The sequence below is a fragment of the Vagococcus silagei genome (assembly GCF_004795745.1).
In the GTDB taxonomy this organism is placed as follows: Bacteria; Bacillota; Bacilli; order Lactobacillales; family Vagococcaceae; genus Vagococcus; species Vagococcus silagei.
In genome coordinates, this window is sequence record NZ_SDGV01000008.1 from 15974 (window position 1) to 41739 (window position 25766).

29 protein-coding genes are annotated in these 25766 nt (G+C 34.0%); 18 read left to right on the forward strand and 11 right to left on the reverse strand.

Annotated features, from left to right (window positions below):
* Position 1 precedes the first annotated feature (1 nt).
* Positions 2-1201 carry a hypothetical protein gene (locus tag ESZ54_RS03475; RefSeq protein ID WP_136136295.1) on the forward strand — a complete coding sequence of 400 codons (1200 nt, stop codon included), beginning with the start codon at positions 2-4 and terminating at the stop codon, positions 1199-1201.
* Positions 1194-3128, forward strand: coding sequence for a vWA domain-containing protein (locus ESZ54_RS03480; RefSeq protein ID WP_136136296.1), 1935 nt, complete (start codon positions 1194-1196; stop codon positions 3126-3128). Before ESZ54_RS03475 ends, ESZ54_RS03480 begins: the two co-directional genes overlap by 8 nt.
* 532 nt (positions 3129-3660) lie before the next feature.
* Here ESZ54_RS03480 and ESZ54_RS03485 read toward each other — a convergent pair.
* Positions 3661-3873 carry a hypothetical protein gene (locus ESZ54_RS03485; RefSeq protein WP_136136297.1) on the reverse strand — a complete coding sequence of 71 codons (213 nt, stop codon included), beginning with the start codon at positions 3871-3873 and terminating at the stop codon, positions 3661-3663.
* A gap of 251 nt (positions 3874-4124) precedes the next feature.
* Here ESZ54_RS03485 and gdhA point away from each other — a divergent pair, with 251 nt between their 5' ends.
* Together gdhA and ESZ54_RS03495 are read left to right on the forward strand one after the other, a co-directional pair.
* Positions 4125-5474 carry an NADP-specific glutamate dehydrogenase gene (gene gdhA / locus ESZ54_RS03490; protein WP_136136298.1) on the forward strand — a complete coding sequence of 450 codons (1350 nt, stop codon included), beginning with the start codon at positions 4125-4127 and terminating at the stop codon, positions 5472-5474.
* 135 nt (positions 5475-5609) lie between these two features.
* Positions 5610-6956, forward strand: coding sequence for a glucose-6-phosphate isomerase (locus ESZ54_RS03495; RefSeq protein WP_136136299.1), 1347 nt, complete (start codon positions 5610-5612; stop codon positions 6954-6956).
* Positions 6957-7066: 110 nt separating this feature from the next.
* Here ESZ54_RS03495 and ESZ54_RS03500 read toward each other — a convergent pair whose 3' ends face one another.
* From ESZ54_RS03500 to ESZ54_RS03515, 4 genes are all read right to left on the reverse strand, one after another.
* Entirely contained in the window at positions 7067-7492 is a 426-nt protein-coding gene (locus ESZ54_RS03500) for a hypothetical protein (RefSeq protein WP_239433736.1), read from the reverse strand.
* Between the two features lie 112 nt (positions 7493-7604).
* Positions 7605-8039, reverse strand: a complete 435-nt coding sequence (locus tag ESZ54_RS03505; protein ID WP_136136300.1) for a hypothetical protein — start codon at positions 8037-8039, stop codon at positions 7605-7607.
* Between the two features lie 125 nt (positions 8040-8164).
* The gene (locus ESZ54_RS03510; RefSeq protein WP_136136301.1) at positions 8165-8479 is read right to left on the reverse strand and encodes a hypothetical protein; all 315 of its coding nucleotides are present in this window, start codon (positions 8477-8479) and stop codon (positions 8165-8167) included.
* Between the two features lie 163 nt (positions 8480-8642).
* Positions 8643-9050, reverse strand: coding sequence for a hypothetical protein (locus ESZ54_RS03515; RefSeq protein WP_136136302.1), 408 nt, complete (start codon positions 9048-9050; stop codon positions 8643-8645).
* A 146-nt stretch (positions 9051-9196) separates the two neighbouring features.
* On the opposite strand from ESZ54_RS03515, the gene ESZ54_RS03520 reads away from it, so the two are divergent.
* Positions 9197-10030, forward strand: coding sequence for a bifunctional 5,10-methylenetetrahydrofolate dehydrogenase/5,10-methenyltetrahydrofolate cyclohydrolase (locus ESZ54_RS03520; protein WP_136136303.1), 834 nt, complete (start codon positions 9197-9199; stop codon positions 10028-10030).
* 206 nt (positions 10031-10236) lie between these two features.
* On the opposite strand, the gene ESZ54_RS03525 is transcribed toward ESZ54_RS03520, so the two are convergent.
* Both ESZ54_RS03525 and ESZ54_RS03530 read right to left on the reverse strand, forming a co-directional pair.
* Positions 10237-11262: a DNA/RNA non-specific endonuclease gene (locus ESZ54_RS03525; RefSeq protein WP_136136304.1), complete on the reverse strand. Its 1026-nt coding sequence runs from the start codon at positions 11260-11262 to the stop codon at positions 10237-10239.
* A 40-nt stretch (positions 11263-11302) separates the two neighbouring features.
* A complete protein-coding gene (locus ESZ54_RS03530) occupies positions 11303-12208 on the reverse strand; it encodes a mechanosensitive ion channel family protein (protein ID WP_162615082.1) in 906 nt (301 codons plus the stop codon).
* A 112-nt stretch (positions 12209-12320) separates the two neighbouring features.
* Between ESZ54_RS03530 and ESZ54_RS03535 the strand changes: the two genes are divergently transcribed.
* The 3 genes from ESZ54_RS03535 (at position 12321) to ccpA (ending at position 14392) form a co-directional block, all read left to right on the forward strand.
* The gene (locus tag ESZ54_RS03535) at positions 12321-12764 is read left to right on the forward strand and encodes a DUF948 domain-containing protein (protein WP_136136306.1); all 444 of its coding nucleotides are present in this window, start codon (positions 12321-12323) and stop codon (positions 12762-12764) included.
* A gap of 15 nt (positions 12765-12779) precedes the next feature.
* Positions 12780-13190 (forward strand): YtxH domain-containing protein, encoded by a 411-nt coding sequence (locus tag ESZ54_RS03540; protein WP_136136307.1) that lies wholly within the window; start codon positions 12780-12782, stop codon positions 13188-13190.
* 200 nt (positions 13191-13390) lie between these two features.
* The gene (gene ccpA / locus ESZ54_RS03545; RefSeq protein ID WP_136136308.1) at positions 13391-14392 is read left to right on the forward strand and encodes a catabolite control protein A; all 1002 of its coding nucleotides are present in this window, start codon (positions 13391-13393) and stop codon (positions 14390-14392) included.
* Between the two features lie 168 nt (positions 14393-14560).
* Here ccpA and ESZ54_RS03550 read toward each other — a convergent pair whose 3' ends face one another.
* From ESZ54_RS03550 to ESZ54_RS03560, 3 genes are all read right to left on the reverse strand, one after another.
* Positions 14561-15037 carry an NUDIX hydrolase gene (locus ESZ54_RS03550; RefSeq protein WP_136136309.1) on the reverse strand — a complete coding sequence of 159 codons (477 nt, stop codon included), beginning with the start codon at positions 15035-15037 and terminating at the stop codon, positions 14561-14563.
* Between the two features lie 14 nt (positions 15038-15051).
* Positions 15052-15381 (reverse strand): DsrE family protein, encoded by a 330-nt coding sequence (locus ESZ54_RS03555; RefSeq protein WP_136136310.1) that lies wholly within the window; start codon positions 15379-15381, stop codon positions 15052-15054.
* 142 nt (positions 15382-15523) lie between these two features.
* Positions 15524-15931 (reverse strand): GNAT family N-acetyltransferase, encoded by a 408-nt coding sequence (locus ESZ54_RS03560; RefSeq protein WP_136136311.1) that lies wholly within the window; start codon positions 15929-15931, stop codon positions 15524-15526.
* Positions 15932-16065: 134 nt separating this feature from the next.
* Between ESZ54_RS03560 and ESZ54_RS03565 the strand changes: the two genes are divergently transcribed.
* Positions 16066-17001, forward strand: coding sequence for an alpha/beta hydrolase family protein (locus tag ESZ54_RS03565; RefSeq protein ID WP_162615083.1), 936 nt, complete (start codon positions 16066-16068; stop codon positions 16999-17001).
* 176 nt (positions 17002-17177) lie between these two features.
* On the opposite strand, the gene ESZ54_RS03570 is transcribed toward ESZ54_RS03565, so the two are convergent.
* Complete coding sequence (locus ESZ54_RS03570) at positions 17178-18077, reverse strand: LysR family transcriptional regulator (protein ID WP_136136313.1); 900 nt, start codon at positions 18075-18077, stop codon at positions 17178-17180.
* A 115-nt stretch (positions 18078-18192) separates the two neighbouring features.
* On the opposite strand from ESZ54_RS03570, the gene ESZ54_RS03575 reads away from it, so the two are divergent.
* The 9 genes from ESZ54_RS03575 to racE all read left to right on the forward strand — a co-directional run bounded on the left by ESZ54_RS03575 (position 18193) and on the right by racE (position 25766).
* Positions 18193-19383: a coenzyme F420-0:L-glutamate ligase gene (locus ESZ54_RS03575; protein WP_136136314.1), complete on the forward strand. Its 1191-nt coding sequence runs from the start codon at positions 18193-18195 to the stop codon at positions 19381-19383.
* A gap of 99 nt (positions 19384-19482) precedes the next feature.
* Positions 19483-19896 (forward strand): GNAT family N-acetyltransferase, encoded by a 414-nt coding sequence (locus tag ESZ54_RS03580; protein WP_136136315.1) that lies wholly within the window; start codon positions 19483-19485, stop codon positions 19894-19896.
* 60 nt (positions 19897-19956) lie between these two features.
* Positions 19957-20844 carry a ribokinase gene (locus tag ESZ54_RS03585; protein ID WP_239433737.1) on the forward strand — a complete coding sequence of 296 codons (888 nt, stop codon included), beginning with the start codon at positions 19957-19959 and terminating at the stop codon, positions 20842-20844.
* Between the two features lie 129 nt (positions 20845-20973).
* Entirely contained in the window at positions 20974-22161 is a 1188-nt protein-coding gene (locus ESZ54_RS03590) for a hypothetical protein (protein WP_136136316.1), read from the forward strand.
* A 59-nt stretch (positions 22162-22220) separates the two neighbouring features.
* Complete coding sequence (gene tsaB, locus ESZ54_RS03595; RefSeq protein ID WP_136136317.1) at positions 22221-22934, forward strand: tRNA (adenosine(37)-N6)-threonylcarbamoyltransferase complex dimerization subunit type 1 TsaB; 714 nt, start codon at positions 22221-22223, stop codon at positions 22932-22934.
* A complete protein-coding gene (gene rimI / locus ESZ54_RS03600) occupies positions 22918-23430 on the forward strand; it encodes a ribosomal protein S18-alanine N-acetyltransferase (RefSeq protein ID WP_136136318.1) in 513 nt (170 codons plus the stop codon). The genes tsaB and rimI (ESZ54_RS03600) overlap by 17 nt, the downstream gene beginning before the upstream one ends.
* The gene (rimI, locus tag ESZ54_RS03605) at positions 23417-23866 is read left to right on the forward strand and encodes a ribosomal protein S18-alanine N-acetyltransferase (RefSeq protein ID WP_136136319.1); all 450 of its coding nucleotides are present in this window, start codon (positions 23417-23419) and stop codon (positions 23864-23866) included. Before rimI (ESZ54_RS03600) ends, rimI (ESZ54_RS03605) begins: the two co-directional genes overlap by 14 nt.
* Positions 23867-23882: 16 nt before the next feature.
* Positions 23883-24917 carry a tRNA (adenosine(37)-N6)-threonylcarbamoyltransferase complex transferase subunit TsaD gene (gene tsaD, locus ESZ54_RS03610; protein WP_239433738.1) on the forward strand — a complete coding sequence of 345 codons (1035 nt, stop codon included), beginning with the start codon at positions 23883-23885 and terminating at the stop codon, positions 24915-24917.
* A 30-nt stretch (positions 24918-24947) separates the two neighbouring features.
* Positions 24948-25766 (forward strand): glutamate racemase, encoded by an 819-nt coding sequence (racE, locus tag ESZ54_RS03615; protein ID WP_136136320.1) that lies wholly within the window; start codon positions 24948-24950, stop codon positions 25764-25766.

Genomic DNA, 25766 nt, shown 5'->3' on the forward strand with positions numbered 1-25766 from the left:
AATGAATCATTCTGAAACCTACTCTTCAAAAGTTAGTCAACTCCGAGAGCAGCTAAATCGAACGAAAGAATCGGGTGTTTTACCAAAAGATTTTAAACAAGATCTGACTGAATTGGAAATTGAAAAAGATAATTTGTTAGCAAAACTGTTACCCAAATATCAAAATCAAGAAGCTCAGAGAAAAAAAGTTCATCTCAATATTAAAACTTTAACCGCTTATCAAGAAGAGATTGATGGACTTGATTTGCAGGATATAGTAGCGTTATCAAAATCTCAATTTATTATTTTACATCGCAATGGTCAGTTACAGAGTGTTCTTTGTTCTGAAAATACAGCAGAAATTAAAATTGGAACACCAGTTAAATTATTTGGAGAACGGTTTATTTCTTTAACAAAGTTTGATGCTGATACTTGTCTTGCGTTAAGTCAATCTGGTTTTATTTTTATCATCAGTTATAAAGATACTCTGATGGTTAAACAAGTATCGGAACAAGTCATTCCTGATTTTAAGCAAGCCTCTATTTTATTGTCATTGAGTTCAACCACTTTTTTAATTTCACGTCATTTTCCAGTTCTAGAAGAACTGACAATTAAAATTGGTTCCGATAAAATATGTTATGAATTAAAATCACTTACAAAAATTCCTGAAATAGAATGGACTACAGGAATAGCACTTATTAATGATACTGTCCTGATTGGCGATGATGATGGAGAGGTGTTCTTGCTTCAAAAAAATGAGTCTGAATGGCACTTTAGTCATCAAAGTACTCTTTTTGGAGCAAGCATTCTCAAAATTTTACCACTATCCATGAATGATTCAGTCCAACAAGACATACTTGTATTAACACATGAAAATGAATGGGGCTTGCTTTCAATGGATTACGACAATCAATTAAAGTTAAATAGGTTACCAAAGACGCCAGGAAACTTTGTTGATGCCTGTTGGCAACAAGAAACGGTCCTCGTTCAAACTGATGATGGTTATCTTTATGTATTAGAAAAAATTGCGTCAAAATGGTGCCTAAATCCGTATGCAACTGAAGAAGAGCAGTTTTTAATTGGCATGAGTCCATTATTTGATCATGATTATTTAAGTTTTGATTTAGAACAAGGTGTATTTTTATTGGAGGTTGAGCGACTGAATCAAGGAGAGGATTTGCTAAAACTTAAATTTTTTGAGGAGTGTGACTCTAATGAATGAATACGATGAAGAGGGACTGATTATAGAATCAGAAGCACACTGTCAAACTTTTTTGAAACGCGAATATCGTTCGTTGGTTACGTATACTAGAGATGCGACGATTCAGTATGTTCCGCAACCCAATATAACCAAGCTTAATTTCTCGCCGCGCGAAAGAACGTTATATCTGCCATTGGATCGCTTTCTAGATGAAGAGATTGATGCGAATTTGATGTTATTTCACATTTACTATGAATTAGCTCTATATCCTGATTGGAAAAAACAACCCGCTGCGTATTTAAATCGACTCGAACGCTGGCAACAGGAAATCAATCAAATGACCGCTTTTTTTGTGCGTCGTTTACAGACTGAAGAGGTAGCAATTCAAAATAAATATTCGGCAAATTATTTAAAAAAGTATATTGAAAAAGAAATGTCGCAGTTTTTGTTTAGTTTTGATCGTTATCTCGCTTTATTAATTGTGTTACAACGTTGTCCAATTTATCGTTCAACTATTGAAATGCAAAAAATTAAAAGATATTTTTTAACCCAAGACTATGCCGAACTACAAATGAAGAAACTATCTCCACATCAACAATTTGCGAAATCATTCTTATGTGAGCGATGCGGGATTTCAAATACCAATTTTGAAGCTATCTTTAAGTTGCCAGTTATTTTTGGACAACCATTTTATACATTTCTATCTTCTGAAATAAGATTACAATTGGTTCAATCGATTGATGTTTTTCAAATTGAGACATTAATAAAAAGTTTCATCTATCCTGAATTTGAAAGAATTTGGCAAGCGGATATTATGAAGATGTCATTTACACTTGATAATGAAGGTTCTGGGTCTAAAGAAGGAGAATTAGAAAGAAAGGAATCTTCTGAAGATTTAGATGAAACAGAGAAGAAAGAGTCAATGGAGTCCAGTTCGGAAGAAGAACAAGAAATTTTAGCAGAACTGCTGGAAGACGAACAAGAAAATCAACTATTAAAAAATGAAATATTAGGCGAACAAATTCGTTTTGAAACTTTTGATGTGAGTCCAAAGGAATTAAAGAGTTTTCAAAATTATGCAGCTGAAGTCGCACCACAAAGACAAGAGTTACAACGATTTTGGCAGCAAATGATAGGAGAGGCAAAAAAAGAAGAAAGCATCAAAAAAGATCAACAACTTAAAGGATTGCTAGATGTGAATAGTGTCATTCATCATTATGTTGCACTCGATGAAGCTGAACAAACAGGAAACTATAAAAATTTACCGATTTTCAGTCGCTATTTATTAGAAACGCAAGCCAAAAAGTTACCTGAAGCCATTCGGATTGCTTTAGTTATTGATAATTCTGGTTCGATGAATGCTGAAAAAATTGAAATTGCTCGCGAAACAGTTGCTGTTACACTGTTGTCACTTGAGGATTTTAATCGTTACTTAGAACAAAGCACAGTTAAATTAAATCAACGAGTCCAACTTCAAACGCAGACATGGCTATTTGGTAGTCAATTTTATCAAGTGAAACCCTTTGCTTTGGCAGATCAGAAAGAAATGCAAAGTAAAATCATAAAATCAGTGACTTTATTAAATGGAGAAGACGGAGCAACTGATGATGCAAGTTGTTTTAAACAAATTTTGGCAGATTTGACAGCGCAAGATAAATTAAAAATACAACGTGGAGAATTAGTATATTTTGTTTTTGAAGTAACTGATGGTGCTTCAAGCTTTCCAGGAGCTGCTAAGGAGGCCATCACTGATTTATTAGAATGCGGAATTGAAATTTTCTCTTTTCAAATAGGCAAACCTAATCAACAAAATGAAAAAACCTTTGATTTCGTTTGGAATCAAGGATTTTCATTCCCTAGAGGAATCGATGTTGGTGAAGAAATTCAAAAATTGCCTCGATTGATGACTGACATGATTGGCTATCAATTAAAACAGATATTCCATTAGTTTAGTTATCGGTTTTGATTTAGTAAGTGTTGTGGTATATTTATCAATAATAAATAGATATTATACGGGGGGGGTTTATTTTGAGGTTTTTATTTGGTGGAATCGCTCTGGTTTCTTTAGTAGGAAGTATCTCATATTTTACACCAACGGTATTGTGGAGTGATTTAACTTATTTTTTTAGGAAAGACAAAGTCAACTATCTAAAATTTAGTAATAGATATAGAGGAAGGTACATGTTTTTTAGTGCATGTTTGGGACTACTATTATTTTTATTGACTTTCTTTATTACTTTTAAAGAGAATATAGAATTCGTCTTTTTGGTGTTTTTCATATATTTAGCGATTTGTAGAATGTCATTGGAAATGCAATGGTACAAAATAAGCCAGGTTAATGAAAGAGAAAAAGAGTGAAGTAAAAGTATTTTCTCTAAAATGAAAAATTTGTAAAGCCTCCGATAATTAGTTAATGTTTTCAGTCTAATTATCGGAGGCTATTTGTATTTTGTGACAACTATTTGTTTTTCACTACAATTTTATTCTTGCTTTTTTACGGTAACATTTAAGGCGGTTCCATTTTGAATGGCAAAGTCACGTTCTCTGATAAGTTTTCTCATTTCATCTAAGTCGTCTTGGTTCGCCCATTTTTTCAGAAAGTTGCGACAGTCTGACCGTTTCTTTAAATAGTTAGAATATTTTGGATTTTTTGCTTGCCATTTTTTATTTGCTTCAGTACTTGTTTTTCTCAATGTCGCAACCTCCTAATTATATTTATCTATTAATAAAATATTATTTGAATAACAGAAAATTAAAAATAAACGATGATTATTTGTATTTAATTTCAGTATAACATAAGTCTGAAATGGTTTTCATTTTTTTATTAATCTTGTTTTCTTTTAAAATATTCATAAAATGAGATTTCTTTAATCTTAAACATTTTTTTCTAATCTTAAAAAGTGTATACTGAAAACAGATTAAAAAACGAAAGAGAGTGGTTCATGTGCAAGATGTACAAAGTTATTTAGATGAGTTAAGGGGAAAACTCGAAGTGAAATTCTCCAATCAAACTGAGTTTTTACAAGCAGTGGACGAGTTTTTAAGCACAGTAGCACCTTTTTTAGAAAAAAATCCTGAGTATGTTGAGAAAAACTTACTTGAAATGTTAATTATTCCAGAACGCATTATTGAGTTTAGAGTGCCATGGATGGCTGATAATGGTGCGTGGTGTGTGAATACAGGCTATCGAGTGCAATATAATTCTGCGTTAGGCCCATTTAAAGGTGGAATCCGCTTCCATCCAACTGTTAATCAAAGTATCATCAAATTCTTAGGATTTGAACAAATATTTAAAAACAGTTTGACGCAATTACCGATTGGTGGCGGTAAAGGTGGTAGTGATTTTGATCCAAAAGGAAAATCAGAAGGCGAAGTCATGCGCTTTTGTCAAAGTTTTATGCAAGAATTACAAAAATATATCGGTCCAAGTTTAGATGTTCCAGCGGGAGATATTGGTGTTGGTGGCCGTGAAATTGGTTATTTATTTGGTGAGTACAAACGTTTAAATGGTTATCAAACTGGTGTATTAACAGGAAAACCTGTTTCATTTTGGGGCAGTCTAGCGCGAACAGAAGCAACAGGGTATGGACTTGTATACTTTGTTAATCATTTATTAATGGATCAAGGAGATTCACTTGCAGATAAACGAGTGCTCGTTTCTGGAAGTGGTAATGTTGCGATTTATGCCATTCAAAAAGCACAAGCATTAGGCGCAAAAGTTTATGGGTGCTCTGATTCATCAGGCTATATCATTGATGAAGATGGTATTGATTTAGCAGTTGTTAAGGAAATTAAAGAAGTGAAACGTGGTCGTATCAGTGATTACGTGAAGCTGCGTCCTAACGCAAAATATTTCGAAAAAGAAAATATTTGGGATGTTAATTTATCGTTTGATATTGCTCTGCCATGTGCAACGCAAAACGAAATTTCTGAAGCCAGTGCGCAAAATCTTGTCAAGCAAGGTGTTAAAATTGTTGGTGAGGGTGCAAACATGCCGACAAGTATGGCCGCAGTTGAGGTCTTGAAACAAAATAACATCTTCTACTGTCCTGGAAAAGCTGCAAATGCTGGTGGTGTGTCAGTATCGGCGTTAGAGATGGCTCAAAATTCTCAACGTTTACCTTGGACTTTTGAAGAGGTTGATCAAAAACTTGAAGCAATCATGTTGTCTATTTATGAAACTTGTCGTGATACTGCGGCAGAGTATGCAGAACCAATGGATTTAATGGCAGGAGCTAATATTGCTGGCTTCCAAAGAGTTGCAACTGCAATGGTCAGCCAAGGACTGGTTTAAGCTAATATTTTAATATGAAAATGTTACTCGTAACAAAATGTGATTTTTTCAGAAATTATAATGAGAATTAACTCAATAAATGTTAAAATGTAGCTGTTGAAGTGTATTGACACTATAAAACTTAGGAGGGTAATTATGGCACATATTAATTTTGATCATTCTAAAGTAAGTAATTTTATCGGGGAAAATGAACTTGCCTATATGCAAGCTCAAGTAAGCTCTGCCCACAAAGAGCTTCGAGAAGGAACAGGTGCAGGTAGTGATTATCTAGGCTGGATTGATTTACCAGTAAATTATGATAAAGATGAATTTGCACGAATCAAAGCGGCAGCTAAAAAAATCCAATCAGATTCTGAAGTGTTAGTTGTAATTGGAATTGGTGGTTCATATTTAGGTGCGAAAGCTGCGATTGATTTCTTAAATCATTCATTCTATAACTTAGTTGACCAAGAAGAAAGAAAAGCACCACAAGTTTTCTTCGCTGGAAATAGTATTAGTTCAAGCTATTTAGCTGATTTAATTCATGTGATTGGTGACAAAGATTTTTCAGTTAACGTTATTTCAAAATCTGGTACAACAACAGAACCAGCTATTGCGTTCCGTGTCTTCAAAGAATTATTAGTGAATAAATATGGAAAAGAAGAAGCTAACAAACGTATTTACGCAACAACTGATAAAGCAAAAGGTGCTGTTAAAACAGAAGCTGATGTTGAAGGTTGGGAAACTTTTGTTATTCCTGATGATATTGGTGGACGTTTCTCAGTCTTGACTGCCGTTGGTTTATTACCGATTGCTGTAACTGGTGCAGATATCGATGGTTTAATGCAAGGTGCTGCAGATGCGCGTGTTGCTTATTCTTCTGATGATTTAACAAAAAATGAAGCGTATCAATATGCTGCATTAAGAAATATTTTATACCGTAAAGGTAAAGTTACTGAATTACTTATTAATTACGAACCAAGTCTACAATACTTCTCAGAATGGTGGAAACAACTTTTTGGTGAATCAGAAGGTAAGGATCAAAAAGGAATTTACCCATCTAGCGCGAACTTTTCAACTGACTTACACTCTCTAGGTCAATATATTCAAGAAGGTCGCCGCAACATTTTTGAAACAGTAATTAAAGTTGATAAAGCACGTCATGAACTTAAAATTCCAACAATGGATAAAGATCTTGATGGTTTAGGCTATATCGAAGGAAAAGATATTGATTTTGTGAATACAAAAGCCTTCCAAGGAACATTGTTAGCTCATACTGATGGAGATGTGCCAAACTTCGTCATTAATATTCCTCAAACTGATGCATATACTTTAGGATACTTAATGTATTTCTTTGAAATTGCAGTTGGAATTTCTGGTTACTTGAATGGTGTGAATCCATTTGACCAACCAGGAGTGGAAGCTTACAAGAAAAACATGTTTGCGCTCCTAGGTAAACCAGGCTTTGAAGATTTAGCTAAAGAGTTAAACGAACGTCTGTAAATCAATGTTTTACTTATAAAAAATAAACTCTCAAAAAGTCCAAATTTTACGAAATTTGGCGCTTTTTCGGGAGTTTTTTCAATAAGATTTGTGTATAAAAAAACGTAGAATTATCTTCTGCGTTTTTTTCCATTTCCATTATTTGGGCGTTTTCTTGGTCTGTTTTTTCTTGAAGCAGCTAATTTTTTTGCATTTTTATTTGAGATGAAACTACCAATGATAAATGTTAATCCGAAGATTAGACAAAGTCCAGCCCAAATTTTAAGGTCGCCATAACTACCAGCTGTTGCAAAACCAAGAATGGCACCAACAATGTAGAATCCACCAGCAACAAAACCACCTTTTTGGCCTTTTCTAGTTGCAATCGCAACAATACCAGCCACTAATAGAACGATGGCTACTAAAAAGCCGCCACTTCCGCCAACTTCACCGTTTTTTGAAATTGTGTTACCTAAACCAGCAACCATTGATTGGAATCCAACAAACACTGAAAGCACAATGCTCAAGATACCAATCACTAATTTTGTTGTTTTCATTTATTATCCTCCAAATTTTTTATCTCTAATAAGTATAACGCTCGTTAAATACAATCTCAATATTTTTTTATTATTGACGCCTAACAAACTTTCTGTAAAGCAGAATTTTGGGCTATGTTTCCGATGTGTAGGTGTTTACGATATGCATAATTTTGGAATTAATATCTAACTCAATTTCACCAATGCTTGACTGATTCCCTTTTAATATTTTTTCATAATAATCGATTAAGGTGTTTTGTAAGTCTAGAAGATCATTTTTTGCTGGCGAATCCTGGTAAGCTTTAAGTTTTATTTTGACTTTATTTAATTTTTTGATTTCTTTATTAGCATCTTTTTTTGTTTCTAGAGGTTTTTTATCGCGTTGCTCAAAATCAAAGTAATCTGCAGTTAATTCATCAAGTATTGTATCAATAACAGGTCTAGTTAAATCTTTTAGTTCAGTAGATTCGGTTTGAATAGTTTCTTTATGATTTACTTGATTTTTTTTCGTACATCCAGTTGAAATAAAAGAGAGACCAATTATTATAAGAAATAGTATTTTTTTCATTTTATCTCCAATTTTTGCTATTTATTATTAGTATAACGTTTTTTTATTCAAATTCAATTCTGGATAATAAGTAAAACAAAAAAAGTTTGACTCTGAAAAATTCCAAAACAGAGTCAAACTTGCGATTATTTTTTCGTTATATGAGTTAGAATAACATATTTAAAAGTATAAAAAACAGTAACAAGCAAGATAATAAAGACAATCAGTGATAAGGGATGACTAGAAATTGACTTGGGAAGATTGACTAAAACTAGATACATAATACTTGCTACTAGTCCAGTTAGGATAAGTGAAAAAACAGAAATTTTAACGTTGTTCATTTTTGAAGGTTTGTTAGTAGTGTCATCAGGGAATCCACGATATGAGTTAAAGGGGTCACGTGAGATTAAACGGCGATCATAACCATCTTTACCAGTTGTCCAACGTTTTTTATTCATCATTAGAAATCGCCTCCAGTACTTATACTTTTTATTATATCTTGCTAAATTAAGCGTATACCAATTAGCTAATGTAGTCAATTTCTGCATTAAGATTTAAGATGTTCATAATAATTTATTTCCATATAAATCAACAAAATAAGTTAACCTGAGTTGATTATAGAATTTATTTTTTTATGTAGTAACGTTTACTTCCAATTAAACCTAAAATAATGAGAATCAAACCACCAATAGCCAAAGAGATAAGAAACATGGTATATATCACATATCCAGCTGGCCAACTTTTTAACTCAGGTGATTGTATGAAAAATAAAATAACCGCTAAAATCAACATTCCTATGCCAATCATAATGTTTTGTGGACTTCTTGTTCGATAGGATTTGTTCTCTTGTGTTACTCTCACATGGCGACTTTTCCAAATTAGATAAACACCATATGTTATAATCAAAAGACACGGGTAAGAAGTAATTGAATTTAATTCAAAGAATAAAATTTTTAAAACAATGAGTAAGGCAATAGCGGATAGAACGGCAAGGCAACCTAAAATCAGTTGTATTGTTTGACGTTTGTTCATTTAAACAACTCCTTTTTTAAAGTTTATCAGAAATTAAGTTCTATAGATAGTTAACATCTCGTGTTTTTACGCAATTTGACAGTTGATAGACAGAAAAAGCCATAATTATAATAACCGAATAGACAAAGTATTGAAGGAGTTTTCTAATGAACAAAGATATTTTAGGTCAAGATGTTGTTGCCAAGATAAAAAATGAATTAAAAACGAAAGATTACGGTGAATTAAAACCAAAACTTGCGGTATTAAGAGTAGGGTCTCGTTCCAGTGACTTAGCTTATGAAGCATCGTTAAAACGAATATTTAATCCATTAAATATTAATGTTGAAGTTACGGCATTACCTAAAGAAATCAACCAAGCAGATTTTGATCAGGCGTTTAATAAAATAAATCAAGATTCGACAAATAGTGGCATCTTACTTTTGAGCCCAATTCCGCAACATTTGAATTTAAAACATGCGATGGAAACCATTGATCCTAAAAAAGATGTCGACTGTTTTGGTTCAGAAAATACGCTAAGAATTTATGTGGATCAAGAAAAGGGATTCTTACCTTGTACAGCTGAAGCAGTTCTCAAAATATTGAGTTATCAAAATGTTGACTTGCGAGGGAAGGACGTTGTTATTGTGGGCTTTGGCTTTGTTATCGGTCGTCCGTTAAGCTTGTTGTTAGTAGAAGCTGGTTGTACGGTTACAGTCTGCCACGTGGATACGGTTGATTTAGCTGAAAAATGTCGTCGCGCTGAAATCATTGTTTCCGCAACTGGAGTACCACATTTGATTAAACAAGATTTTATTTCGAATGACACAATTGTTGTTGATGTGGGAATTAACGTTGGTGTTGATGGTGAAATATACGGAGATGTCGATTATGATGATGTTTACAAAAAAGTCAAGAGTATCACGCCAGTTCCAGGTGGGGTGGGAACTGTTACAACTTATGTATTAGCAGAGCATGTTGTTAATTCATTTGAAGGAAGATAACTTTCAAAAAAAAGGAGCGAGTGACAAGTCTAGTGAGTATTGGGTTATTTCAGAAAAACTGAAAAATACATATCTTCCAGTTGAACTTGTTATATTACACTTAATCATATTTTCATGTATGCTGTTCTTACCACACGTTTCAAAATCGAGAAGTTAATGTAAAAAAATGAACCGCGAATGTTATTTTGACATTCAACGGTTCATTTTTATTTCTTTGGTGCACGATATCCTGCTTGTTCAGCATCAGAAACTGTTTTAAACATTTCTTTTGGATTGGTCACCTTATCATAAAATTCTGTATCCGGAAGATGATAAATTTTATTGTTTGATCCTTTGATTAAACCATTTCCATGTTCATCAAGAAATGTTTCTTCTTTATTTAAATTTGTTTCAGTGGATTTCTCTTCTGTTTCAGAAACTTCAATTTTTTCTTGATAATGTTGTGTGGTTTCAGTTAAAGTACTTGAGCCATCTTGATAATCTAAAGTCACGCCATCTTGAATGTTGAAAATATAGATATTGAATGAAATAGCATTCGAATTTATTGATTGAGCTCTCATTTGTACGCCACGAGCTAAAAGCTCATCTCCGCGGAAAATAGGCGTTACTGAGTATCTGACATAATGGTCTTTTGATTGGTCCAAATAATGCTTAACATCCATTTCAAAGCGCACCATTTCAGGACTATTAAGTTGTCTAGTACCAGTCATGAGGTTTTGCCAATTGTCGTCTTCGCCTGCTAATGCGTGTCCAATAAGGTGAGAACGATTAAATAAGTAACCATTCTTTATTTTCTTGTTTTTCCAACCTGTAGGCTTCACTGCGGAAATATCGCCTCTTTTTTGGGTTGGCATTAGACTTTGATTAAGCATTGCCTCCGCTGAAGTTACACGATTTAAATGGTCTAATTCACCATACTTTTCCCATGCATCGTTCTTCATTGAAAGCTCGCCTTTGGAAAAGTTTGGCTTATTGTCATTTATCTCAATTGTTTGTTGTCCCTCGTATTCTAAATCAGCTAAATTTATGGAACTATCTATTTTACGACTTTCTGTATTTTCAGGATCACCTCGACCGACAGTTTCAGAAATTAAGTTTGTGCTTGAACAACCGGTGACAAGCACCGATATCCATATTAACATGATTGTCGTAGGTAAAAATTTTGTTGATTTATTTTTTTTAAAACCAAAAAATAAACTTAGACTTAGGATAGTTGCTAAAATATAAAACATGAAATAACTCCTCGTAATAAAATGATATTGTAAAATAAAATTAAACAGTTACATTAATAGGACTTGACGGAATAGTGATACCATTTTCCGTTAATTTTTCAATATAAGCGGTCGTTAATGTCGTTTTGATACCAAATTGCTGACCAGCAGTTGCATATGTAATAACACGGACAGCAAACGCTCCGTTTGGTAGAGTCACGAGGCCAACAATGGTAATATCAGCAGTTAAATCTTTTAGAGTATCACCAATCGATTGATTGACTTCTTCGATTAATCTTTTAACTTTATCAATATCTTCTTCAGGATTAACTCTAATATCAATAAGAACTTGTTGATCACCACGTGAAAGATTGCTAATCGTTAAGATTTCTCGATTAGGGATATAATTGAGTGTCCCGTTGAAACTTCTGACTTGAGTTGTTCTCAATCCTACTTGAGTCACGTGTCCCTCGATAGCGTTTATCATAACGTGATCACCAACTTCAATTTGACGCTCGTAAATGATGAAAAATCCGGAAATAACATCGCTGATGAATCCTTGGGCACCAAGTCCAACGGCAACTCCGGCAATTCCAGCTCCGGCGATTAGTGATCCTATTGGTATGCCCACAATCGTCAGGACGCAATAAATGGCAATAAAAAATAAGAGATATTGTAAAAAGTTGCGTGCAACAGTCTCTAGGGTATCAATTCGACCTGAGTTTTGGCCTTGTTTCTTTTTGTAGTTTTCAAAGGAATTCGCAAGAACTTTAAGTAAAAGATTTCTAGATATTCCTAAAACAATTAAGACAATAACAATTAATAAACCTTTTGAAATTAAAACACTTAATATTTTTTCCCAATCAAGGTTTTGCCAAAATTTCTGAAGAACGTTGAGACTTTCTCCAGTGTGTTTTAAAAGTTCAATTTGGTCCGTTGATGATACAGTTGATTGAATAATAGTCACTCCATTTCCAGTTATTAGTTTCTATACATTATATCATTTATTGATTGAGAATTTAAGCAGATAATGGTATTCTGAAACCAGTAGTTGAAAATGAAAGGTAGGCGTTTTTATAATGTCTGTATTTGAAATAGCCGCAATTATTGCATCCATTGCATTTGTTGTTTTAGTGTTAGGAATTTTATTTTTCTTACGCTCAATTAATCAACAAGTGAACAAGAGTACTTTGAAAGTGAATCGCATCCTAGATCAGGCAGATCAAACAGTAAATATCTTAACAAAAGATGTCGATGTCTTATTACAACAATCAGAGACAATTTTAGTAAATAGTAATGAGTTACTGAAAGATGTGACTAAAAAAGCTGAAACCATTGACCCACTTTTTGAAGCAGTAGCTGATTTAAGTATTAGCGTATCTGAATTAAATGCTTCTAGTAAAGAAGTACTATCAAAAGTAAGTGAAGCAGGTAAAACAGCGGTGACTGCAACCGTTGTAGGTAAAGCAGCGAAAACAGCTAGCAATTTAATAAATAAAAATAAAAACAAGAACGAAGAATAGGACGGAGGAAATAGCGTGAGTAAAAAGTCGGGATTTCTATTAGGAGCAATTATTGGAGGAACAGCAGCTGCAGCAGCAGCCTTATTATTATCTCCGAAAAGTGGTAAAGAATTACGTACAGATTTATTAGAGCAATTAGATGATTTATCTGAAGGAAAAGCAAAAGAATATAAAAATTTAGCTTTAGAAAAAGCTGAAGAATATGACTGGCTAGGGGAAACAATTCACCAACGCTATGATCAGGCAAAATTGACTTCTGCAGAAATGATGGATCAATTAAAAGAAAAAGCTTCACAAGCTTCAAAAGAGTTTGAAACAAGTAGTAAACATATAGTTGAAAGACCAGAAGAAATAATTGAATTAACAAGCTCTGATATTGCAACAGATTTGACTGATGTTATTGAAGGCGAAATAAAAGCGGATTAAACTCTTTCCTAATCAATATTTTCAAAAGTGTTGATTAGGAAGTTTTTTTATTTAATTTTTTGAAAAGAATAAATTATTTTCATGAAAAGGTAGATAAAACGCTTGCATAATCTAAATAAGTCTGATACTATCATAACGATAAACATAGAAAAAATATGGAAAAGCGCAATATTTTAATAAAAATAGAAGGAGAAACACTAATGGAAAAACAAACAATTACGATTTACGATGTTGCCCGTGAGGCATCAGTCTCTATGGCTACTGTTTCTCGTGTAGTAAATGGGAATCCAAATGTAAAACCAGCGACTAGAAAAAAAGTACTAGAAGTTATTGAGCGTCTAGACTATCGTCCAAACGCTGTAGCTAGAGGTTTAGCAAGTAAAAGAACAACAACAGTAGGTGTTATCATTCCTGATGTTGCTAATACTTATTTTGCATCATTAGCTAGAGGGATTGATGATGTTGCTACTATGTACAAATACAATATCATCCTAGCAAACTCAGATGGTGATGACAAAAAAGAAATAAATGTATTAAATACATTATTGGCTAAACAAGTAGATGGTATTATTTTTATGGGACATCACTTGACGGATGAAGTTCGCGGAGAATTTTCTCGTTCTAAAACACCAGTTGTTTTAGCAGGTTCAATTGATCCAGATAATCAAGTTGGATCAGTTAATATTGATTACCTTGAGGCAACAAAAGATGCTACAGATGAATTAATTAAGAGCGGAAATAAAAAAATTGCTTTTGTTTCAGGTGCTTTAATTGACCCAATCAATGGTGTTAGCCGTTTAAACGGATATAAAAAATCGTTAGCTGAATCAAAAATTAGTTTTAATGAAGGTCTTGTCTTTGAATGTGATTATAGTTACAAAGCAGGTTTAGGTCTGTTTGATCGTATTCAAAATAGTGGTGCAACAGCAGCTGTTGTTGCAGATGATGAGTTAGCAGTTGGGTTATTAAATACTTTAACTGATCATGGCGTTAAAGTTCCAGAAGAGTTTGAAATTATCACAAGTAATAACTCGCTATATACAGACATCGCTCGCCCTAGCGTAACAAGTATCTCTCAACCACTTTATGATATTGGTGCGGTAGCAATGCGATTATTAACTAAATTAATGAACAAAGAAGAAATTGATGAAAAAACAATTATTCTTCCTTATGGATTAATTAAAAAAGATTCAACTAAATAAAAATAGAGGGTGACTTAAACAGTCACGCCTCTTTTTTTAGGTTTAGCTGTGATAAACGGGATTCAACTGGCAGGGATTCGGCATTAAGTCCATTATGATATTCAGGCAAAAGGCGCCTGATTATCATAACTACCTTACTGCTCATCCCTAAGCGCCAGCTTCATCACCTTAGATAACGCGCCAATTGTGGTAATCTAGTCGGTCGTGTAAGTCTTGCTCGTTATTTAGTTCTGAAAGTAATTTTAGAATTATAGGTGATGAATTTGATAGGTTGAGTTCGTTTAAGGGAAACCAAATTATACCACTCGAATCATTTGCCTCTCCGTTTACCTCTTCCTCAATATCTTGGGATTTTTTTAACAGAATCATATCAAATAAAACAAAAATATGATGGACGACGCGATTTGATTCATGAACAAAACAATCAAATGTTCTCGAGTTTTTATATGATTTAAGATTAAATCCTGTTTCTTCTAAAACTTCTCTTTCCAATGTTTCGCTGAGACTCTCATTGATCATCGGTGTTCCTCCGGGTAAATCAAATCGATTGATATATGGTCCACCATTTTTTTGAATACAAAGAAGTTTATTGTTTTGAATACAAACGCCGTAGACACCAAAATGGGTAGAATAGTTCTGATTCATTTCTTTCCTCCGTTTTACGGTTTGACATAAGCAAATCCATCGGCTTGCTTCGCTACAATTTCAAAGATTCCTGCTGGAACGACAGTTACTTCTTTTGGCAATGTACTTTCAGTTATATTTAAAGACATCAAAGAATTGCGACAAACTAAAATTTCAACACCAAGGTAGTATAATTCGATGAGGTCTTCTAAAAAATCATGTGTGGGTTGTTTAAAGAGACTCACAGCTTCTGAATTTAAGACAATTTCGACACGAGAAGTTTTTTCTTCTTTTAAATAATTTTTTGTGTTTCCAACGGCAACTATCCAACGCTCTACTTGACTTACATGTAAAAGTAAATTCATTGTTGTATCCTCCTTGACTGTATGAATGCTTATCCTAGTTTTTAAGAAAGAGAGTATCATTTTAGTTTGACATACTCATTAAATGCACTTTAATTATACTATATAATATAAGGGATAGAGAGTATTTCATTGTATGCATTGGTTAGAAAGATCGATAAAAAGCAACTAACGTTCCTTGGTCACAAGACGAAAATCCAAATTTTTCATAAAATTTACGCGTTTTTGGGGTTTCTTCAGTTAGTAAAACTTTTTGTCTGATATCAGGAAAATGATCTAATGTATGTTTCATTAACGTGCTTCCCACTTGAATATGCTGGTAGTCTGGTCTGACTAGAATATCTTGAATGTATAAGATTGTTGTGCCATCTCCAATACATCTAATTAGACCAATTAATGTTCCGTTGTCCCAAGCAGTATAAACATAAAGTGAATGTTTTATCGCATTTGCTAGTACTTGGCTATCTTTTGTATAATTTGTCCAGCCGACACTTTCATATAATTCTATTAAATCGTTTTGATTATATATTTTTTTATCGCTAAAAGTAATCATAAATTCAGCTCCTTTTATAAATAATAACATATTTTTTAAGTAATAACGTTGGAATATTATTGTTGCGAGAAGTGACAGACGTTGGTACAATTCTTTTGTAAGGGATTACAATGTTTTTTAAGGGAGAAGATGAAATGAAAAAAGCAGTTTTAGGATTAGTCTTAGTTAGTTTATTTGGGTTAGTAAGTGGTTGTTCAACAAATGAGTCATCTAAAAAAGAAGAGTCGGCAAAAACAGAAACAAGTTCGACTGTGAAAGAAAAAGATAAAAAAGAAGCGACAGAATTAAAATCAAAAAGAGGTACAATAATTCCAGCAACAATTGTAATGCCACAGGATAATACAAAAGAGAAGATGCCACTTGTCGTGCTGGCACACGGATTTATGGGAAGTCGTGATGAAGCTGGCGGATTTTCTGAAGTTGCTGACAATCTTGCTAAAAATGGTGTAGCTTCGATAAGAATTGATTTTCCTGGTTGTAACGAAAGCAAAGAAAAAACAACTGAATATTCAATGAAAAACAATACTGATGATGTTTTATCAGCAATTGAATTCATGAAAGAAACTTATAATATTGACGCAGATAAAGTAGGTATGCTTGGTTATAGTATGGGTGGTCGTATCACGAGTCTTGTTTCAAAAGAAACACCTTTGAATACAATTGTTCTGTGGGCACCACTAATTTCTAAAAATTGGGAAGGTACACTTGAAGGTAAGGTATTAGACGATAAAATTAGTGAAGCAAAAGAAAAAGGTCATTCAACAATTGAGTTTTTCGGTAACGATATTGAAGTCAGTCAAGCTTTATTGGAAGACTTAAATACTGACGAATCTGTTAAAGATATTGACGCTTATAAAGGGAATGCACTATTAATTACTGGTGGAAAAGATAAAGTCGTTTTAAAATCAGTAACTGATAATGTTCAAAACAGCTTAAAGAATGCTGCTAAATCAGAAACAGTTCTACTTGAAAATGTTGGTCATGGTATGGGTATTTACGAAAAAGATCGTGAATCACAAGATAAATTAGTTAAGAGTAGTATTGATTTCTTTACGCAAAATTTAAAATAATGTTTAAAGAGGTTGTGACAGAAGTGTTCAGCTTCAAGAAATAAGAAGGAAATCACGAAAATTGTTTTTCAAATTTTTGCGATTTGCGGCTTATTTCCGAAGAAGCTACTTCTGTGACACCGTTTAGTTTGAAAATGGAGACTGTGACGTACTTATGTCACAGTCCTTTTTTAGGCTTATTCAGTTTTCTGAATTTCACTCACGAGTGTATCAATTAATTTTTGAGCAGCTGGTGAAAGGGCCACCTGTTTCAAATAGATAATACCAATTGACCGTTTGGGTATCGGAGTTGTGAGTTTAATTTCTTGAAGTTGCTGTGAACTCAAATAGTTAAGTGAGAATTCCTTTGTCACACAAGCAATTCCAAGATTAATTTTTGCAAATTCTAATAGTAATTCATGTGAGCCAAGTTCGAATTCGGGTTCAATTTGGACTCTTTTTTTGACGAGAAATTGATCTAAAAACTGTCGTGAATTAGATTTATCATCCAGAATAATGAGTGGATAATAAGGTAAATCTTCAACATTAAGTGTTTCTGGTAGTTTTTTAGCGAACTCATTTCCGCAAACAAAAATATCATGGATTTCTTGACAAACAATTTGTTCAAACTGATCGTCATCGATAGGAAAATTACAGATGGCTAAATCAAGTTGACCTGTTTTTAATAATTGACTTAATTCGAATGTGGTGCCATTCATAATTTTAAAATGAATGTCTGGATATAAATCATGAAAGGTTTCTAAATGAGGCAATAAAAAATATCGAGACAAAGTATCGGCAACACCAATTGTGATTTGACCGGTGTCAAGATTCTTGAAATCAATTAGTTTTTGTTCTCCGTTTTGCAGTAAAGTTAAGGCTTGCTTAGTATAGTCGAATAGTAACGCGCCTTCAGAGGTCAAATTTGCTCCTCGACTAGTACGATTAAAGAGTATTGTATCGAGCTCCTCTTCAAGTTGTAAGATGGACTGACTAATACTTGGTTGTGATAGGTGCAACTGTTTGGCGGCCTTGGAGAAACTATTTTGCTCTGCAACGGCATTAAAGATACGGTATAGATCAAGTTTGCTAATCAATATAAGCCCTCCTTATATCAGTTATTCTGATTATTAATTTTACTTATAGCATAATTCCATGTATAGTACAAGAGTAATAAGAATAATTGGCATTGAGCCAAAGGAGCGATTTATCGTGGAAAGAACAGTCGGTACAGTAAGTAGAGGGTTACGTTGTCCAATCATTAATGAAGGGGATAACATTGAATCGATTGTTGTTGAGAGTATCTTAACTTCAGCAGCAAATGAAAAATATGATGTTCAAGATCAAGACATTGTAGCAGTTACAGAGTCAATCGTTGCACGTGCACAAGGAAACTACGCAACAATTGATCAAATCGCAACAGATGTCTCTCAGAAATTCGGAGACGAAACAATTGGTGTTATTTTCCCAATTTTAAGTCGTAATCGCTTTTCAAACTGTTTAAGAGGAATTGCTAAAGGCGCTAAGAAAATCGTTTTAATGTTAAGCTATCCATCGGATGAAGTGGGTAACCATTTAATTTCATTGGATGAACTTGACGAAAAAGGTGTTAATCCTTGGACAGATGTTTTAACAGAAGAAAAATTTAGAGAATTATTTGGTTATAATAAGCATACCTTTACAGGTGTCGATTATGTTGAGTACTATAAAGAATTAATCTCTTCAGAAGGTGCAGAATGTGAAGTTGTTTTCTCACAAAAACCGAAAACAATTTTAGATTATACAAAACATGTTTTAACTTGTGATATTCACACTCGTTTTAGAACACAACGCATTTTAGAAGATAATGGTGCAGAAACAGTCTATACATTAGACGATATTTTATCAGAATCAGTGAATGGTAGTGGATTTAATGCAGATTATGGATTATTAGGTTCAAACAAATCAACCGAAGATGCGATTAAATTATTCCCACGCGACTGTCAACCAGTTGTTGATAAAATTCAAGCCTTATTAAAAGAAAAAACTGGTAAACATGTTGAAGTCATGATTTATGGAGACGGTGCGTTTAAAGATCCAGTTGGAAAAATCTGGGAGCTTGCTGATCCAGTTGTTTCACCTGCATTTACAGATGGCTTAGCTGGTACTCCAAATGAAGTGAAATTAAAATATCTTGCTGATAATAATTTTTCTGGTTTACGCGGAAAAGAATTAGAAGAAGCAATCAAAAAACATATTGATGAAAAAGACACTGATTTAACTGGTAAAATGGAAGCACAAGGTACAACACCTCGTCGTTTAACCGACCTTATTGGTTCACTTGCTGATTTAACATCAGGTAGTGGCGATAAAGGAACACCAATCGTCTTTATCCAAGGATATTTCGATAACTTTACAAAATAATGTGAATGAAAATACCTCGTACAAGAAGTGTCAGATACTTCTTTACGGGGTATTTTTGTTTTGTTAAAATTTAATTGAAGCGAGTAGGAGGTTTTTCAAGTGAATTATTGTGTAATCAAGGATCAGAAACCCACACTTAAAGAATATCAAGAGTTATGTGAGAGTGTGGGGTGGGAGGAAGCTATTAATTTTGAGGCGGCAGCAATTTCTATTGAGCATTCATTATTTTCGGTTTTAATAATGAATGACGAAAAGCTAATTGGAATGGGTAGGATTATTGGAGATGGAGCCGTCTATTTTTACATTCAAGATGTGGTGGTTCATCCAGATTATCAAGGACAAGGAATTGGTAAATTAATCATGAATGACTTGTTAAATTATCTAGAGCAAAATGCACCACAAAAAGCTTTTGTTGGTTTGTTTGCTTCTGAAGGAAATGAAAAATTTTATCAGGCGTTTGATTTTAATAATTATGCGCCACAAATGACGGGGATGTTTAGAGTGATTCGATAGTAAAACTGTTTTTGAACTTGTTATCTGATATGAAAGTAGTTAATTATTAAAACTCGAGAGGTGATTGAATTGAAAAAAATTATGGTCATAGGTAGTATGTCAACTGATTTTGTCGTCACATCTGAAATTATTCCAGCGGAAGGTGAGACTGTAATTGGTGAATCTTTTAAAACCTTTTTTGGTGGTAAGGGTGCAAATCAGGCGATAGCATCTTGCCGTGCGGGTGTTGAAACATTTATGCTTGGAGCGGTTGGCGATGATGTCTTCGGACAAAAAATCATTCAAAATTTAAACGATCAAGGTGTTAACACTGAGATGATGCAGGTTATCGAGAATATGGAAAGTGGGTCAGCTCATATCCAAATTAAAGATGGTGATAACCGCATCATTGTTGTGCCTTCAAGTAATTACGAGTTATCGTCGGAACGCATAAAACCGTATTTGGATGCCATGGAAAAAATGGATATGCTTGTCCTTCAAAATGAAATACCTTACGAAACGATTCAATTTGTCATTAAGAAGGGTGCGGAAATGAACGTTCCAGTTCTATTAAATCCGGCGCCAGCACTAACATTAACACAAACTGAAATCGAGAAAGTTGATTATTTAACGCCAAATGATAAAGAGTTTGCTATTATGTTTCCAGAGCAAGATTTAGAAACTGTATTGGCTAAATATCCAAACAAACTCATCGTTACATTGGGAGATGAAGGTGCGATCTATCATGATGGTGCTAAAATTGTGCAAATACCAGCTAGAAAAGTATCTTCTGAAAAAGTAGTTGATACAACAGGTGCAGGTGATACCTTTAATGGTTATTTTGCTGCAGCAATCGTAGAAGGGCACTCAATGATTGAGGCAATTCAATTTGCGAATCACGCAGCAAGTCTGAGTATTCAAGCACATGGTGCGCAACAAGGTATTCCTAAAAGAAAAGACTTAGAATAATTGCTGAGTGATAGAAGAGACAAACAAAATTTTTGTTTGTCTTTTTATTTTTTTTGAAGTCTAGAATGGGAAAAGATTACGAAAATTTGATATGATAACAAGAGAAATTTGATGAGGGGCGACGAGAATATGAAAGATAATTACAGTGAAATAAAAAAAAGTGATTTACGCCCATTGTCAAATAAAGAACGCTGGGAGATTTATGCAAAATTAACGAAAGATCAGCGGTTAGTTTTAGATGCACATCGTAAATACTTAGTCCGCTCTGAATTTGTTAAAAATAGTTATTTAGAGGCTTCTGATTGGCAATTTTTAGATTTAAAAGTCGATGCGAGATATCCAGAAAAATATGAAGAAAAATACATGCTTTTTTGTGAATGCGGTCGTCGTTTAAAATATCAATATATTGTGGTGTCAAAACAAACGGGTAAACAAATAAAATTAGGCAGGCAACATTTCAAGGATCATTTGAACTTACCATCTCATGTTGCTAGTGAAATTAATCAAAAAATTAATAATGTTGACTATGCTTTAGATGAATTATTATGGTTAATCAGAAAGGAACAAACTTTTCCTAATCAATTGTGGCGTAAGTTGATGCCACTGTTGTATAAAAAACAGCAATTGAACAAATTCGGAACATTAAATTGCGAGTTCCTTTTGCGGATGATTGACTTTGAGAACGTTAATTTACCAGTTTATTTTTCTGATTATGAATATTTGAAAAAATTGACTCAACGGCAAGGCAATGAATTACCAGTTACTAGTGAGGCTGCGAAAAAGTATTTCGTAGATCATTTAGAGGATTATATCGATTCAGAAAGTTTGAAGTCACAAACAGCATTTTGGGCTGTTCAAATTCAAGAACGCTTAGCGCATTCAAAGGAAGAGCCACAGATGCCGAAAAAATATTTTGAAGAACTTCATAGTATCCTCTGTCAATTTGATACGACTAGTTTTTCTAAAATTGAAACACAGTTAATGTGTTTTGCTAAAAGAGGAATGGGAAAATGGATTCAGGAAGATGTCTATAACCAAATGCTCGATGCTTTGAATGCATTAGGTTATACGACTGATTTTTTACGAGTCATTCATCCGTTTATGAGTGATGGCTTACAAGGATTTGCAGTGCAGGATACTAATGCTCCTGACGTTATAGTTGAAACAGTTTTACCAAAACAGAAAAATGAAAATCAGGTTGAGAAGACTTCCCATAAAATTTATGTAGAACTGAGTCAGTTCGACGAAGGGACACAACTAGATATTTTAAAGCATCTTGAGCAGTTAATTTCAAAGCAAGAAAAGCAAATTAAATAAAATTGTGACTTCTAAATATGCTACAATATAACCGAATATGATAAAAAGGACGATGAGATTTGATTACTTTAGGAATAGATACTTCAAATAAAACAATGGGCATTAGTTTATATCAAGATCAAAACTTGATGGCGGAATATGTCTCAACAAATAAAAAGAATCATAGTGTGACTTTGATGCCTGCAATTGATTTTTTGATGCAAGAAAATCAGCTTAAACCAAGTGATATTGACGAAATTTTAGTTGCTAGCGGTCCAGGTTCATATACTGGATTACGGATTGCTGTGACAACAGCTAAAACATTAGCGTGGACACTGAAAGCCGATTTATACAGTTTATCGAGTTTAGCAATCATTGCAGCAGGTGCGCCACAACAGTTTTGCGGATTAATTGTGCCACTTATTAATGCGAGACGAGATAATGTTTATACTGGTATTTATCAGTGGCAAAACGGAGAAATGCGTGTTGTAAAACCGGACGGTCACTTATCAATTTATGAATTATTCACTCAGTTAAAAGAACAAAATGACGAAATATTGTTTATTGGAGAAGATGTGCCTGTTTTTGAAAGCATGATCGCAACAGAGATGCCGCAAGCAAATTATATAGCGGATTCAATTCTTCCTCGAACGATGCAATTAGTGAAAAATATCGGTGAAAAAGTATCCTCAATTGATGAATTTACGCCGCAATATTTAAAACTAGTTGAAGCAGAAGAAAACTGGCTAAAAACTCATAAAAGTGAGGGAAAGAGCTATGTTGAGCGAGTATGATGATACACTTATAAATCAAACAGAAGGATTTCATGTCGAAGAAGTGCGTATGATTGATATCCCGTATCTACAACATATTTTAAAACAGCTTTATGGTGGGAAATCACCATGGAGTTACACGATATTTTTACTTGAACTAAGTCGCAAAGACTCAGGAAGTTATTTAAAAGTTGTATATCAAGGGGAAGTCGTTGGTTTTATTGGTTTAAGGCTTGAAGGCGAAGCGGCACATGTCACCAATATCGCAATTTTACCAAATTATCAAAATCGTGGTATTGGCTCAATGCTCTTGGAGAAAGCCAAGCAGTATGCTCGTGTTCATAATAAAAATTACGTCACCTTGGAAGTTAAAGCTTCAAATGAAAGTGCCATTAGACTGTATCACCGTTTTGGCTTTATCACAAAAGGGATTAAGCGTGATTACTATCGAGAAAATCATGAAGATGCTGTTGATATGAGTCTCTACCTAGGAGCTGATACAAATGAAGAAATTTGAAAAAAGTGAGAGCGAACTCGCTTTATTTGCGCATCAGTGTTATTTAGTTAGTTTGGCAGGCTTTGGGGATCATTCGTGGACTGAGGCGCAGTATAGGGAACACATTGAACAAGAAACTTCTGTTTACTATTTTGAAGAATACGAAGGAGAGATAATTGCTTTTGTAAGTTTTCAGGTGTTGTTTGATGAAGCGGAATTAATAAATATTGTCGTTTCACCAGCTTTTCAAAAACAAAAAATTGGTGAAAGACTTTTAATAGAAGCATTGATTGAACTTAAAAAAATAGCGATGAAAGCATTGTTTTTAGAAGTTCGCAAAAGCAATCTTGCAGCACAACATCTCTATCGCAAACTTGAATTCGAATCAATAGCTACTCGTAAAAAATATTATCGTGAACCCGTGGAGGATGCGGTCATTATGAAAAAATTATTATAAGGAAAGTGTGAAATACGTGCCAACAAATATATTCGAAAATAAAGAACGTCAACTTATTTTAGCAATTGAAAGTAGTTGTGACGAAACAAGTGTCGCAGTAATTGAAGATGGAACAAAAATTTTATCAAATATAGTTGCATCTCAAATAAAAAGTCATGAACGCTTTGGTGGAGTGGTGCCAGAAGTGGCTAGTCGTCATCATGTTGAACAAATTATTGGCTGTATGGAAGAAGCCTTTCAAGAAGCAGGAGTTCAGGTGACAGACTTAGGAGCTGTTGCCGTGACATATGGACCGGGCTTAGTTGGCGCTTTGTTAATCGGAATTACGGCAGCGAAAACATTTGCGTGGGCAAATGATTTACCTTTAATCCCAGTCAATCATATGGCGGGTCACATTTATGCAAGTCGTTTGTCGCATGAAATGACATTTCCATTAATGGCGCTACTTGTAAGTGGTGGGCATACTGAGCTTGTTTATATGAAAGAACATGGCAGTTATGAAGTAATAGGTGAAACTCGAGATGACGCGGCCGGTGAAGCTTATGATAAAGTGGGACGCGTCTTAGGTGTTACTTACCCTAGTGGGAAAATTATTGATGAGATGGCGCATCAAGGAAGTGATACTTACAATTTCCCTCGTGCCATGATCAAAGAAGATAATTTTGATTTTAGTTTTAGCGGATTAAAGAGTGCGTTTATTAATCTAGTCCACAATGCTGAACAACGTGGTGAGGAATTAATTCCGAATGATTTAGCTGCAAGTTTCCAACAAAGTGTGATTGATGTTTTAGTATCAAAAACGATTCGTGCGTGTGAAACTTATGAAGTTAAACAGCTTATTATGGCTGGTGGTGTCGCTGCAAATCAAGGATTACGTAGAGAAATGAAAACTCAGTTAGCTGAAAAAATGCCAGAGGTCGTATTTAGTGTGCCAGAACTTAAACTTTGTGGCGATAATGCTGCAATGATTGGCGCTGCGGCTTTTGTTGAAGCAAACAAGGGGAATGTTGCAACTTTAGAGTTAAATGCAAAACCAAGTTTAATTTTTTAGTTAGTAAAATCTAGAAGAGAGGGCGATTAAATGTTTAATAATAATCCTATTGGTATGTTAGATACCGGTGTTGGCGGCTTAACGGTGCTTAAAGAGGCCTTAAAGCAATTACCGAATGAGACATTTTACTATTTAGGTGATACTGAAAGATGCCCTTATGGACCGCGACCAGTTAAACAAATTAAAGAATTTACGTGGGACATGGTCAATTATTTAGTTGATAAAGGTGTGAAGATGATTGTTATTGCTTGTAATACAGCAACAGCAGTCGCTCTTGAGGATATTCGCAAAGAATTAACAATTCCTGTCGTAGGTGTAATTTATCCTGGTGCTCGAGCCGCGATTAAATCAACTAAGAATAATCGAGTTGGCGTGATTGGAACTATCGGGACCATCAATAGTGAACAGTATGAACTAGCGATTAACACAAAATCACTAAAAACAGATGTTTTTGGGTTAGCCTGTCCTAAGTTTGTGCCAGTGGTTGAAAGTATGGAGTATCATTCACCTATTGCTAAAAAAGTGGTTCACAACACGTTAAAACCGTTAAAAGAAAAAAATGTTGATACTTTAGTTTTAGGTTGTACTCATTATCCTCTTTTACGAGAATTTATACAAAGTGAGATGGGTGAAGATGTCATCCTGATTGATTCAGGTGCTGAAACAGTTAGTGACGTGAGTATGTTATTAGATTATTATAATATTTCTGCTGAGCCGACTAATGAAACAAGAACACATCAATTCTACATGACAGGTTCAAAAAGAATGTTTGAAGAAATTTTAAATGATTGGTTAACAGTTGAAAAATATGGCATCCATCGGGTGTCAATAACGAAGGGGAATGAATAA